Origin of the sequence: Saccharopolyspora antiqui (assembly GCF_052246905.1) — a bacterium.
Taxonomy (GTDB): domain Bacteria; phylum Actinomycetota; class Actinomycetes; order Mycobacteriales; family Pseudonocardiaceae; genus Saccharopolyspora.
In genome coordinates this window covers 1-12,003 of the sequence record NZ_JBQQBO010000017.1, presented here as the reverse complement: position 1 = coordinate 12,003, position 12,003 = coordinate 1, and the positions used below count along the sequence as shown (strand labels likewise).

The following is a 12,003-nucleotide window of genomic DNA, read 5'->3' as shown; positions in this document are numbered from 1 at the left end:
GGCTTTTGGTCGGGCGCCTGTCGTGGTGTCCGCGACGTCTCGGGAAGGACTGAACTGGGGTGTTTTCTTTGCTGCTGTTCGTCTTGGGTCTGGTGCCTGGGTTGGCGCTGGTGGTGCTCGTTGCGTGGCGGATGCAGGTTGCGGAGCCTGCGGGACAGCACGCTGGCGCGGGAGACGGCGCGTTGACGGTTGCGCATCTCTACGACCGGGTCGAGAAGGAGCGCGAAGCCGAGCACGCGGGGCGGCATGCGTTGCGCGAGGACATCGCGGCCAAGGTCGCCGCGATCGTCGGGGTTTAGGCGTGGGCGCCAACTTGCTGCCGAAGCGGTTCCTGCCGATGGCGTGGCACGTCGAACGGGTTTCGCCGGGCGAGGTCTACACGTTCCGGTGGGGGCGGGGCTCCGGTGTGTTCACGGTGCATCGCGGCGATATCGGCAGCTCGCACAGCAACGATCGCCGTATCGAGACCGTCCGCATCGGCCGCGACTGGACCGATGCGGCCGACGTCGCCACGCAAGCCCGTCTCTGGCTGAGCACCCGAGTCGGCCCACGACGCCGAAACGCCTGACACCACAAGAACTCCGCTCGATGTCACTTCCCCGACCTTCGACATCGAGCGGACGGCCGGTCGGTGCGGAACCTCCCAGCGCACCGACCGGCCACCCCATCCAGAAACGAAAGGAGCCATCGAATGCCCAATCCACATGACGATCACCCCGAGGTCACTGGTCCCCCGATCCCGGCGCCGGTCGAAGTCGACCCCGTGGCCACAGGCGTCGGGAGTGAGGTCGACCAGGACGAGGCCGATGACGACGGCTGAGCAGCGTTCGCTGTCCCAGAGCTGGGGTTGGCACGCGATCCACGGCGTCGGCCGTGGTCGTGTCTGCGCTTTTTGAGTGATGTGTCGTCAAGGCCGCCGAACCGCAAGATCGTCTCGGTATCGTGCCGACCTGGGAAAACTGCCGAACGGGGGAACGCTTGGCTTACGGCGACAAAGACGTGATGCGCGAACACGGCGACGTGGCGCCCTCGGTGATCGGCGCAGAGTACGCCGCACCACAGGAAGAAGCAGACCTCCCCGCGACCGCCTACATCCCGTGCCAGCGCGTCACCAAAGGCGACAGGGACGTGACCGTGGAACTGCGGCACACGCCTGACGGTCAGCGCGCGCTGCTGGCGTTCACGTCGCTGGAGCACCTTGTCGAGGGCTGCGGCGACGGACAACCGTGGGTTGCTGTGGGAGGTGGACAGATCGAAGACATCAAGAGCCGCAGTGATGCGGACGTCGTCGTGTGGGATGCCGCGCTGCCGATCGAAGAGCGCAGCACGAGATTCCAGCGGGAGGAATGATGTCCGATCTGCATGCTGATCCCGCGTTGCTGAACTTGCTCGCGACTCGGCTGCGCAACGCCAGTACCGACTTGGAAAGCGGCGCCACTCCACCGCCTGACCCGCAGGCCGGGGTGATCAACGGTGCCGTTCATGGGGCGCTTGCTCTGCTGACCGAGGCGCTCGGAAACATCTCGACGGGCCTGACTGCGGTGGGAGAGGCGACCGCGGAGAGCCGGGCCGTGTACGCCGACACCGACTACGAGCACGCGGTCGAAATCCAGGCAGCTGAGCTCAACGCCGAGCAACCACGCTAGATCTTACCGGGGGAGGTTATTGGTTCATGTCGCTGGACACTGAAGTCAAGGGCGACCCCGACAGCTTGACGGCCGTGTGCGAATGGGCGTATCGGCAGTCGGACGGCGTCGAAGAAGCCGCACGAAAAATCCAGCTCACCAGCGCCGAATCAGAGGACGGCTGGCAGGGTGCAGCGGCCGAGGGGTTCCGCGCCGTGTTGATCGCGGCGGGCAAGATGGCCGACACCGAAGTTCGCGCGCTCAAGGACACCTGCCGTGAGCTGCAGACTCATGCCGACGATCTGAACACGGTCAAGGCCATGATGCAGCGCGCCCGCGATGTGGCTGTCGAGGGTGGGCTCCCGATCAACGGATTCAAGATCGAGGAGCCTGGTCCCGCGCCGCCGGATCCGAAACCGCTGCCGCAGGGGCGAGCTGCGACACCGCAGGAGCGGCAGGACCATGCCGCAGGTGTCCAAGCGCAAGCGGCCTTCGACAAGAAGGCGCGGGCGTATGCCGAAGCAGCTCAGATCGTGAAAGACGCGCGGGACAAGGAATCGCAGTCCCAACATGTCCTGGTGCGCTTCCTGACCGGCGTGTTGGACCCGGTGAAACTGTCGCTCACCCTCACCGATATCTCAGGTGGGTTCATCGGCGCGACCGCCGTGCGGGTCAGCAAATTCCACCAGTTCGCTGACGATGCCCTCGACAAGGCCGAGCGGGCAGCGAAGCTGACCACCAGTCAGAACCTCAGCCTCGCCAATCGTACGAAGGCGGCGGCGATCCAGATCACGAACGACCTGCGCGCCAAGGACGCCATCGACCAGGCGATGTCCACGCGTGCGGCGAACGTGATCAGCCGCTTCCCTCCGCGGATCCGCAACGCTCTTGGCTTCCTCGACATCAAACTCCTGCCCGAGAAAGTCAAGGCGCCTAGCCCGTTCCTCATCGGGGCAACCAAAATGGGCAAGATCATCCCCGGAATCGGATTGATCGCCACCGCTGCGGGTGTCAGCTACGACCTCAGCCAAGGCAAAGACCCGACCGTCGCCGTCGCCAGCGGCACAGGCAGCCTGCTCACCGGCGCGGTCGTCGGTGCGGCGGTCGGGGGGCCACCCGGCGCCATCATCGGCGGCGTCGTCGGCATCGGTGTCGGCTTCGCAATCGACGAGTTCGGCGACGACATGATCAACATCGGCAAGCGACTCGAAGACATCAACCCGAAGATGACCCGATAAGGACCCCCGTGACCGCCACACCCCGGCCGAACCCGAAAACCGGCGAACCACGACCACCCCAGGCACCCCGGTTCACCGTCTGGGGAGACCTGCCGCGACGGTCCTCCCGGTTCGCGCGGATCCCAGAAGCGCCGCAGGGGCGGGGGCCAATGCTGGAGTGGTACCACCGCTCCAACGAAGGCGCCTTCCTGTCCGGACTGATCGTGTCGGCCATTGTCTTCGTCATGTTGTGCCTCATGGACTGGGGCTTCGACTGGATCTGGACAACACCCTGGCTATGGATGTCCGTCATCGCGGTCGCCCCTCTCTGGGGACTCTGGATCATCTCTCGCAACCGCTGGGGCATTTCAGCAGGAGCCGACTGGCTCGCGATCAAAACCGGCTACGTCGACCTGTACGAACTCACCGAAATCAAGGTCACGGGTACAAGTGGCGGACTGTCCTGGGACATCGAGCTGACCGACAAGAAAGGCACCGAACTCTGGCTGGATGCCAAAGAACTCCAAGCGAACCAAGCACTCTGGGACCTCGTCTACAACGGCATCCGCTACTCCGTCCACCACGGCAGCGCCAAGACCAACCCGCGCGCGATCGACAAACTCCGGCTGCGGTAGGCGCTTTCATAGCTGAGGTGACGACTGGTGCAACTCAGGTGGTGGGCCGGACTCGCCGCGATCCGGTGCGGCATCGAGCGGCGGAGGTCGTCAGGCGGCCGGGGTGGTGGGGGGTTCGGGGTCGACGATTCGGTGGACGGCTTCGATCAGTGCGGCGCGGTGTTCGGTGATGTGGTCGGGCCTGTGGGGTCGCCGTCGGTTGTGGTGAGCAGGCCGGGCGGTGCGCCGAGCCAGCTCTCGCCACGATCGCGAACAGGTCGCTCGCGGGGATGCGATCGGTGATCAGCCCGGCTCGCTGAGCTGTGGCGACAGTCTCGATCTTGACCGCGGGTAGTCGAACGGGCCGCGAGGTGAGGGGCACCCGTGACCCAGTTACTTGGTCACGGGTGCCCCTCACCCGTCACCCGAACGGCGCGATGGGTCAATGTGTCTGGTCGGTTGGGCGGACCAGGATCTCGTTGACCGCGACGTGGTCGGGTTGCGCGATCGCGTAGCAGACCGCTGCGGCGATGTCTTCGGGCTCCAGGGTGCGCATCGAACTGGCCATTTGCTGCGCGGCGGCCTGCATCATCGAATCGGTGATGTGGCTGGCCAGTTCGGTGGCGACGAAGCCGGGCTCGATGACGACGACGCGCAGACCGTTCGCGGTGAGTTCCTGCCGCAGCGATTCGGAAAACGCGTTGATGCCGAACTTCGTTGCGGCGTAGACGCCGCCACCGGCGGACGCGGTGCGGCCGGAGGTCGAGGAGATCTGCACCACGGCGCCCCTGCTCGCCAGGAGGTGGGGCAGGGCGGCGTGGACGGTGTACATCGATCCGAGCAGGTTCGTCTCGACCATCCGCGTCCACTCGGCGGTGTCCGCGCCCAGGATCGGGCCGGTGAGCATGATCCCGGCGTTGTTCACCAGGACGTCCAACGCGCCGAAGCGTTCGACGGTCGCCGCGATCGCGGCGCGCACCGATTCCTGGTCGGTCACATCGAGTTCGAGGGTCAGCACGTCGCCGGGGGCCTTCTCGGCGAGCGTCGCCAGCCGGTCGGTGCGCCGGGCGCCGACCGCGACACGGGCGCCCTCCTGCGAGAGCGCGAGGGCGGTCGCTTCTCCGATGCCGGACGAGGCTCCGGTGACGAGGACGACTTTTCCATCCAATGTGTTGCTCACGTGCTTCCCTTCGATGGTTTTCGGGGGCCGCGATCTGCGCGTATGCGCCGTCCGACACAACCGGACCAGGCGGTCACCTTAACCGTAGCACGGTAGCGGACCGGCCGGTCATGTTACGCGTAGACTGCGGGCTACAAGGAGGTGCGCATGACCGGGACGACGCCAGCCTCCCCGTCGCGGGCGGACGCGGTTCGCAATCGGCGGCTGCTGCTGGACGCCGCGGCCGAAGCGTTCGCCGAGGGCGGCATCGACGTGTCGATCGGCGAGATCGCCCAGCGCACCGGGATCGGCAAGGGGACGGTCTTCCGGCACTTCGCGTCGAAGGCGGAGCTGCTGGCGGCGATCATGCTGCGGATGCTCGACGAACTCGTGGACACCGGGAACCGGCTGCTGGTGGCCGACGATCCGGCCGGGGCGGTGCGCGAGTTCATGGCCGCAGGGATCGAGATCCTCGTGCGAGATCGGGCGTTCTGCGAGGTCATCGGCCGCCCGTCGCTGCAACATCCCGATGTGCGAGAAGGAATCGACCGCCTCTGCGACATCGCCGAAGCTCTCGCGGCCCGCGCGCGGGATCGGCGCGCCATCCGCTCGGACATGACCGGAACGGACATCGTCCTGCTGCTCGCGGGCATCCAGCAGACGGCCGCCCCGCTGATGGCCGCCGAGCCGGAAGCATGGCGCCGCTACCTGGAGCTGGCTTTCGACGGCATGCGCACCACAGCAGGACACGCACTCCCGCACCCGCCCCCGAAACACCTACGACTCAACTGATCGATCGGCCAGATCCGCACCGCTATGGGGCGCCGGAAGGGTGGGGCCGAAGATGCCGAACATTCGTGATGAATGGTGGACGGGCCGTCCGGGAGAGTTCGGAGATCTCTCCCCCTTCACGCTTGAGCGGACCGAATATTCGGTCCGTTCCGAAACGCCTGTCCGCTGCGTCCCGGTGACTCTGCAACGCCGGGTGATCGGCTACCTATGGGCCTCCGAGACGGAAGACGCCGCTGACTTCTATGCCAAGCGGGGCACCGGAGTTGCCGGTTACAACGCCGGTGGACGTTGGCGGGCCCGGTTGGTGGAAGCGCGGAAAGCTGGCTTCACCGCGTGGGAAGCCGTTCAGCTGTGGCTGGGCGAGCCGGAGGATCTGGTAGCCGGAGGTGTGCCTGCCGAGGCGCGGGTCCTGCCGAATTCGTGGGCTGTTCGGCAACTCTTGAGGCAACGCTACGAAGAGGAGCAGTGATAAGACGCCGCTGGGCGTCGGGATTATCACTCACGAGTACCTGTTGTTGGGGTGGCGTGGGCGAACCAGGTGCTGGCTGCGAGGCACACCAACGCTGCGAGGAGCAGGGCGTATGCCGGTCCGATGCCGGTGAGGGAGCCCATGGTGGCGACGCCGAGTGTCGCACCGGTCTGGCGGGTGGCGTTGAGCAGGCCGCTGGCGGCTCCGGCGGTTCCTGGCGGGGCGGCGTTGATGATCGCGGTCGTCAGGGCGGGCAGGACGAACGACACACCGAACCCGGTGAGCAGCAGTCCGAGCGCGAGCCAGCCGTATCCGGCCTCGGCCCAGGCCGCGCAGCCGAGGGCGATACCTCCTGCGGTGAGCAGCGCCAAACCCGTCAGGATGGGTGGGCGCGGGCCAAAACGTGCCACGATCCGGCCGGTTACCGGAGGGTTGAGCACGAACGGCAAGGTGAGCGGCAGGAAAGCCAGGCCGGTGACCACCGCGGTGAGGTGGTGGTCCTGCTGGAGCAGCAGCGGCAGCACGAACAGGTTTCCGTTGAGCGCGAAGTTCACCGCCGCACCGGCTGCCAGCCCGGCCCGCACGCCACCGCTGCGCAGCATCGCCCGGTTCAGCACCGGTGCATCGCTGCGCCGCTCCAGCACGGCGAACACGACCACCACGAGCACCGTGCCGATCCCCGATCCGGCCGCGTGCGCCCAGGAACCCGCGCCCAGGGCGACCAGCGCGTCGGTCAGCAGCGCCAGCACCGCGCAGGCCGCGAGTTGCGCCGTCCAGTCGATCCGCCGGTCGTTGCTCGGACACTGGGCCGCCCGGCCCGCGGTCAGGGTGAGCACCAGCACGGCGATCGGCACGTTGATCAGGAAGATCGCTCGCCAGCCAGCCAGATCGACCAAGGCGCCGCCGACGATCGGGCCCGCCGCCACCGCCGCGCCGCTGATGGCGGCCCACGCCGCGACCGCGCGGGTGCGCTCGGCCTGGTCCGGGTAGAGCCGCGCGATCATCGCCATCGAGGCGGGTACGCACGCGGCCCCGGCGGCGCCCAGCACCGCGCGGAGTGCGATTAGCAACCCGAGCGCGGGGGCAAAAGCGGATAGCAGCGAGCCGAGCCCGAACACCGCGACGCCCACCCGGAAGACCCGGTGCGCGCCGTAGCGATCGGTGACCGCACCGGCCGACAACAGCAACGCGCCGAACACCACCGTGTAGGCCGTGGTCGTCCACTGTAGACCGGAGATCGAGGTGTGCAGCGAGACGGCCAGATCCGGCTCCGCGACCGAGAGCACGGTCATGTCCAGCAGCACCATGAAGTACCCGAGCGAGATGCCCAGCAGCACGAGCCGACGCCGACCGGTGGGCTGGCGCGAAGAGCCACCCGCGAGTGCGCGGGATGAAGAAGTGGGGGAAGTGGTCACGCCTCCCACAGTCGGGGCCGGGCGCGGCCGGTTCCACCGGCAGACCCGGACCTCCGTTCGGAATTTCCGAACGCCCGCCGATGGTTGAACACCGGTATGGAACTGCGCCAGCTGCGAACCTTCGAGGCCGTGGTACGACACCGGACGGTGACCGAAGCCGCCATCGCCCTGGAGATGGCGCCCTCCAGCGTCTCCGAGCAGATCCGCACCCTGGAGAAGTCGCTCGGCGTGGCGTTGTTCGACCGGACCGGCAGGGGCATGCGCCTGACCACGGCGGGCGAACGCCTGCTGAGTTGGGCCCGCCGCCTCCTCGACCAGGCGGAACAGGCTCGACGCGACGTGACCGGGCAGCACCGGGAACTGCGGCTGGGCGCGCTGGAGACCATCACCGCCACCTACGTGCCGCGAGTGCTGGCCAGGCTCGCCGAACGCCGACCAGACGTCCGAGTCGACGTGCGCCCTGCCGCCAGTCGAGACGACCTGCTCGTCGACGTGACCGCCGGGCGACTGGAAGCCGCACTGGTGCTGGACACCGGCGACATCCTGGGAGACCTCGGCTTCCCGGCCCCAGCCGAACCACTGGCCTTCCTCGACGTCGACGCGGTTCCGCTCGCCCTGGTCGCAGCCCCCGGCCACCGGCTGCGCGGCCATCCTCGGTTGACCCCTGCGGACTTGTCCGGTGACCGGCTCCTGGTCAACGCGCCGAACTGCTCCTTCTTGATGGCGGCCGACAAGATCATCGGTACCGGTCCGGAACGGGTCCACGTCGGCTCGGTCCCGGTGATGCGTGCCTGGGCCGAACAAGGCATGGGCATAGCGCTGCTCCCCGAGTTCGCGGTGGCCACCGCCCTCCGGTCCGAGACCCTGGTCAAGCTCGACTTCCCCGCGCCGGAGCTGAACTTGCGGCTCGTCTGGCGCGGCGACCGGGAGGACCTGCCCGGCCTGCGCGACGTCCTCTACGCCACCAGCGCCTGACCGCACCGCTGTCCCAGATCTGCGGGCCGATGGTTGCGCTCGGGCGCGAAAGCGCAGGTGGGGCTCCTCGCGCAAGGGTTGGCGCCATGGTGGGTTGTGTCGGCGCCATTTTGGTGCCATGATGGCGCCATGGATCTCGGGTCGTATGTCGACAATCTGCGTCGGGAACTCGCGGTGGCCGCCGAGGTTGGTGGTGAGGATGCCCGGGAGCTCGCCGATCGCCTCACCGCTCCGCTGGAGTCGGCCGTCCGGCTGGTCCTGCTGGACGCGTTGTCGACGGCAGCGGATGAGATCACGCGTGATCTCGCACCTGGTTCGGTGGACCTGCGGCTGCGGGGCGGTGATCCCGACTTCGTCGTGACGCCACCGCCGACGGAGCAGTCCTTCGAGGACGCCGACGACAGCGGCGCGGAGCGCACCGCACCGCGGCCGCTGGACGCCGATGAGGGCGCCATGTCGCGGATCAACCTCCGGTTGCCCGAGCAGCTCAAGGCTCGGGTCGAGGAAGCAGCCGGGCGGGACGGGTTGTCGGTGAACGCCTGGCTGGTTCGGGCGGCCGCCGCCGCGGTGGAACCCAGCGGGCGGGAGCGGCGAGGAGGCAGCCGGGGGCAGCGCTACACCGGTTGGGTGCGCTAGCCCCACCCAGCGTTCGACACCACACCTGCGTCCCACCAGCGGGGACGTTCACCAGACTCATCTGAGGGGACCACCATGCCTGTTTTCGATACTCCAGAACCGATTTCCGCCACCATCGACGTGGTCGTCGGCGACCTGCGGATCATCGCCAGCGACCGCGCCGACACGGTCGTCGAGGTGCGCCCGAGCGACCGGTCCAAGAAGACCGACGTGCGGGCCGCGGAGCAGACCCACGTCGACTACTCCGACGGCGAACTGCAGATCAAGAGCCTGAAGCGGTGGAAGCACTACGGGTTTCGCAGTGATGGCGGATCGGTCGACGTGGTGGTCGAGTTGCCGAGCGGTTCGCACGTGCAGGGCGACGTGGCGCTGGGCGACTTCGACTGCGAGGGGCGGCTCGGGCAGTGCCGGTTCAAGACCTCGACCGGCCACATCCGGCTCGCGGAAGCCGCCGCGCTGAACGTCCACACCGCCAGCGGCCGGATCACCCTGGACCGGGCGGTCGGGCACGTCGAGGTCAGCAACGGATCCGGTGACGTGCGGATCAGGCAGATCGACGGCACCGCCGTGATCCGGAACTCCAACGGGCACACCAGGGTCGGGCAGGTCACCGGCGAACTGCGGCTGCGGGCGGCCAACGGCGACATCTCCGTCGACCGGGCGCAGGCCGCCGTCGATGTCAAGACCGCCAACGGCAACATCCGGATCGGTGAGGTGGTGCGGGGTTCCGTCGTGCTCTCGACCGCCGCTGGCGAACTGGAGGTCGGCATCCACGAGGGGACCGCCGCCTGGCTCGACCTGAACACCGTGACCGGCCGGGTGCACAACTCGCTGGATTCCGCCAACGGCCCCGCGGAGTCCGAGGAGACCGTCGAAGTGCGGGCCCGCACCTACACCGGGGACATCGTGATCCACCGTTCCTGGCTCACCGCAGTGGAATGAGCTCAGCGGGATAGGTTCAATTGTGTAAGCCCAGTCAAATAAGCCCAGTCGAATAAGCGCAGTCAAATAAGCGCAGTCGAGTAAGCCCAGTCGAATTGCAAGGTGGATCGGGCTCGGCCTTACGTGCTCGTGAGTGAGAATGCCGGTTATCACCGGAAGAACCACTCGCGAGCCCCAGTCGCCACGCGCCCCGAGCTGCGCAATCTCCAACCGCAGTCGAACAACCACTGCGGGAAACGTGCACACCAGCGCCTGGACCGGAATTGCCCGGCACGTCGGCGGAAGTCGGCGTGCGGCTGGACCGTGCTCGAATTCGCGAACTGGAAATCCCATCCGAAAGGGGAAAAACCGATGACCGCTCACACTGAACGGTGGGACAGCTTTCCGCAGCTTCCCTGGTTGCACGGGCAGCAGCCGCAACAGGCGGTTCGCTTCGACGAAGAACTCGGCGTGTGGAACGTCTACGGCCACCAGGAGGCGGTCGAAGTCCTCAGCGACCCGCACACCTTCTCCTCCGACGTCGGGCGCCTGCTGCCGATCGAACTCGACGAGTCCCTGGTCGAAGGCGACCTGACGCAACTGGACCCGCCGGTTCACCGCAAGCTGCGCAGGCTGGTCAGCCACGCCTTCACCCCGAAGATCGTGGCCGACCTCGAACCCCGGATCGCCGCTCTCACCCACGAACTGCTCGATGCCGTCGCCGACCGGCAGCGGATCGAACTGGTCGCGGATCTCGCCTACCCGCTGCCGGTGGTCGTCATCGCCGAACTGCTCGGGGTGCCCAGCAGTGACCGCGAGTTGTTCCGGAAATGGGCGGAGGAACAGCTCAGCGGCGGGAGCCAGCTCTCGGTCGTCGACGACCAGGGCGAGCAGCAACGCCGGTTGGAAGCGCAGGGGGCGAGTTTCACGCAGATCATCGACTACCTCCGCGGGCACGCCGCGGAACGCAGGCGGCACCCCCGGCAGGACCTGCTGACCCAGCTCGTGCAGGCCGAGGTCGACGGCGAACGGCTCACCGACAACGAGGTGGTGAACTTCGCCAACCTGCTGCTGGCCGCCGGGCACATCACCACCACCATGCTGCTGGGCAACACGGTGCTGTGCCTGGACGCCAATCCGCAACAGGCGGCCCGGGTGCGCGCGGATCGTGCGCTGGTGCCCGGCGCGATCGAGGAATCGCTGCGGCTGCTCACCCCGTTCGCGCTCACCTACCGGGCCACCACCGCCGAAGTGGAACTCGACGGCCAGCGGGTGCCCGCGGACCAGGTGTTGTCGGTGTGGCTGTCGGCGGCCAACCGGGACGGTCGCCAATTCGCCGATCCGGACGCCTTCGATCCGACCCGGGACCCCAACCCGCACCTGGGATTCGGGCGCGGCATCCACTTCTGCCTCGGCGCGCCGCTGGCCCGGCTGGAAGGCCGCATCGCGTTGAACATCCTGCTGGACCGCTTTCCCCAGCTGAGCACCGATCCGGACAACGCGCCGACGTTCATGCCGGGCACCGACATGATCGGCGCCAACTCGCTGCCGCTGCTCACCCGATAATCCGTCCGGTCATCGGAAAAGCCGTTGGCGCGGCCACTGCCGTGGCAGGATCGCCGTCGCGAACCGCGCTGCGGCTGGAATTGCCGATGACTGGGAGGAATCGTGGCGACCTGGGAAGACCTGCTCGCTTTCGTACGGTCGGAATACCGGCTCGCCGAAGAGAGCGACATCGAGGAAGAGGACGAGGTCGAGTACCGGATCATCGAGGACGGCGACGATGAGGTCCGGATCCTCGTCGAGTACGACGACGAGCGCAGTCAGATCGTGATCATCTACCGCGAGCAACTCGACAGCAGCGAAGACTGGGTGCAGGTCCTTTCGGTTATCGGTCGCGCCGCGGACGCCGACCTGCACGGGCTTTTGCTGGAACTCGGGCAGACCTCCGTGGTGTGCGGCGCGGTGATCATCGGCGAGCACGTGGTGCTCCGCCACTCGCTGCCGCTGCTGAACCTGGACATCAACGAGTTCACCGATCCGCTCAACTTCGTCGCCGAAACCGCGGATCACCTGGAGGAACTCTTCTTCCGCGAGGACGACTACTGATCGAACCGGACACGTTGATCGCAGCGGTGGTGGGCGCGGGCAGCCGCCCCCCCCCCCCGCCGGCGGCAGTA

17 protein-coding genes are annotated in these 12,003 nt (G+C 67.6%); 14 read left to right on the top strand and 3 right to left on the bottom strand.

The genetic code is table 11. The features are described 5' to 3' along the window. The first annotated feature begins 68 nt into the window (after nucleotides 1-68). The 7 genes from ACTWQN_RS24685 (at nucleotide 69) to ACTWQN_RS24655 (ending at nucleotide 3,477) form a co-directional block, all read left to right on the top strand. A complete protein-coding gene (locus tag ACTWQN_RS24685) occupies nucleotides 69-299 on the top strand; it encodes a hypothetical protein (RefSeq protein WP_443205939.1) in 231 nt (76 codons plus the stop codon). 2 nt (nucleotides 300-301) lie between these two features. After that, on the top strand, nucleotides 302-568 hold the full coding sequence (locus ACTWQN_RS24680) for a hypothetical protein (RefSeq protein ID WP_443205938.1): 267 nt from the start codon (nucleotides 302-304) through the stop codon (nucleotides 566-568). Nucleotides 569-691: 123 nt separating this feature from the next. Continuing rightward, nucleotides 692-820, top strand: coding sequence for a hypothetical protein (locus tag ACTWQN_RS24675; protein ID WP_443205937.1), 129 nt, complete (start codon nucleotides 692-694; stop codon nucleotides 818-820). A 122-nt stretch (nucleotides 821-942) separates the two neighbouring features. Further along, nucleotides 943-1,350, top strand: a complete 408-nt coding sequence (locus tag ACTWQN_RS24670) for an SAV_915 family protein (RefSeq protein ID WP_443205936.1) — start codon at nucleotides 943-945, stop codon at nucleotides 1,348-1,350. Continuing rightward, nucleotides 1,350-1,646 (top strand): hypothetical protein, encoded by a 297-nt coding sequence (locus tag ACTWQN_RS24665; protein ID WP_443205935.1) that lies wholly within the window; start codon nucleotides 1,350-1,352, stop codon nucleotides 1,644-1,646. The genes ACTWQN_RS24670 and ACTWQN_RS24665 overlap by 1 nt, the downstream gene beginning before the upstream one ends. 26 nt (nucleotides 1,647-1,672) lie before the next feature. After that, nucleotides 1,673-2,863: a hypothetical protein gene (locus tag ACTWQN_RS24660; protein WP_443205934.1), complete on the top strand. Its 1,191-nt coding sequence runs from the start codon at nucleotides 1,673-1,675 to the stop codon at nucleotides 2,861-2,863. Between the two features lie 149 nt (nucleotides 2,864-3,012). Then, complete coding sequence (locus ACTWQN_RS24655; protein WP_443205933.1) at nucleotides 3,013-3,477, top strand: hypothetical protein; 465 nt, start codon at nucleotides 3,013-3,015, stop codon at nucleotides 3,475-3,477. A gap of 34 nt (nucleotides 3,478-3,511) precedes the next feature. On the opposite strand, the gene ACTWQN_RS24650 is transcribed toward ACTWQN_RS24655, so the two are convergent. Together ACTWQN_RS24650 and ACTWQN_RS24645 are read right to left on the bottom strand one after the other, a co-directional pair. Beyond that, nucleotides 3,512-3,838 carry a hypothetical protein gene (locus ACTWQN_RS24650; protein ID WP_443205932.1) on the bottom strand — a complete coding sequence of 109 codons (327 nt, stop codon included), beginning with the start codon at nucleotides 3,836-3,838 and terminating at the stop codon, nucleotides 3,512-3,514. Nucleotides 3,839-3,898: 60 nt separating this feature from the next. After that, nucleotides 3,899-4,636 carry an SDR family NAD(P)-dependent oxidoreductase gene (locus ACTWQN_RS24645; RefSeq protein ID WP_443205931.1) on the bottom strand — a complete coding sequence of 246 codons (738 nt, stop codon included), beginning with the start codon at nucleotides 4,634-4,636 and terminating at the stop codon, nucleotides 3,899-3,901. 147 nt (nucleotides 4,637-4,783) lie between these two features. Between ACTWQN_RS24645 and ACTWQN_RS24640 the strand changes: the two genes are divergently transcribed. Together ACTWQN_RS24640 and ACTWQN_RS24635 are read left to right on the top strand one after the other, a co-directional pair. Then, nucleotides 4,784-5,407: a TetR/AcrR family transcriptional regulator gene (locus ACTWQN_RS24640; protein WP_443205930.1), complete on the top strand. Its 624-nt coding sequence runs from the start codon at nucleotides 4,784-4,786 to the stop codon at nucleotides 5,405-5,407. Nucleotides 5,408-5,459: 52 nt separating this feature from the next. Then, a complete protein-coding gene (locus ACTWQN_RS24635; RefSeq protein ID WP_443205929.1) occupies nucleotides 5,460-5,876 on the top strand; it encodes a hypothetical protein in 417 nt (138 codons plus the stop codon). A gap of 26 nt (nucleotides 5,877-5,902) precedes the next feature. Here ACTWQN_RS24635 and ACTWQN_RS24630 read toward each other — a convergent pair whose 3' ends face one another. Further along, complete coding sequence (locus ACTWQN_RS24630; protein ID WP_443205928.1) at nucleotides 5,903-7,291, bottom strand: MFS transporter; 1,389 nt, start codon at nucleotides 7,289-7,291, stop codon at nucleotides 5,903-5,905. A 96-nt stretch (nucleotides 7,292-7,387) separates the two neighbouring features. On the opposite strand from ACTWQN_RS24630, the gene ACTWQN_RS24625 reads away from it, so the two are divergent. The 5 genes from ACTWQN_RS24625 to ACTWQN_RS24605 all read left to right on the top strand — a co-directional run bounded on the left by ACTWQN_RS24625 (nucleotide 7,388) and on the right by ACTWQN_RS24605 (nucleotide 11,932). Then, nucleotides 7,388-8,266: a LysR family transcriptional regulator gene (locus ACTWQN_RS24625; RefSeq protein ID WP_443205927.1), complete on the top strand. Its 879-nt coding sequence runs from the start codon at nucleotides 7,388-7,390 to the stop codon at nucleotides 8,264-8,266. Between the two features lie 129 nt (nucleotides 8,267-8,395). Continuing rightward, nucleotides 8,396-8,902 carry a toxin-antitoxin system HicB family antitoxin gene (locus tag ACTWQN_RS24620; RefSeq protein ID WP_443205926.1) on the top strand — a complete coding sequence of 169 codons (507 nt, stop codon included), beginning with the start codon at nucleotides 8,396-8,398 and terminating at the stop codon, nucleotides 8,900-8,902. A gap of 75 nt (nucleotides 8,903-8,977) precedes the next feature. Then, nucleotides 8,978-9,844, top strand: coding sequence for a DUF4097 family beta strand repeat-containing protein (locus ACTWQN_RS24615; protein ID WP_443205925.1), 867 nt, complete (start codon nucleotides 8,978-8,980; stop codon nucleotides 9,842-9,844). A gap of 351 nt (nucleotides 9,845-10,195) precedes the next feature. Continuing rightward, entirely contained in the window at nucleotides 10,196-11,389 is a 1,194-nt protein-coding gene (locus ACTWQN_RS24610; RefSeq protein ID WP_443205924.1) for a cytochrome P450, read from the top strand. A 102-nt stretch (nucleotides 11,390-11,491) separates the two neighbouring features. Further along, nucleotides 11,492-11,932, top strand: coding sequence for a type III secretion system chaperone family protein (locus tag ACTWQN_RS24605; protein ID WP_443205923.1), 441 nt, complete (start codon nucleotides 11,492-11,494; stop codon nucleotides 11,930-11,932). The last annotated feature ends 71 nt before the right edge of the window (nucleotides 11,933-12,003 follow it).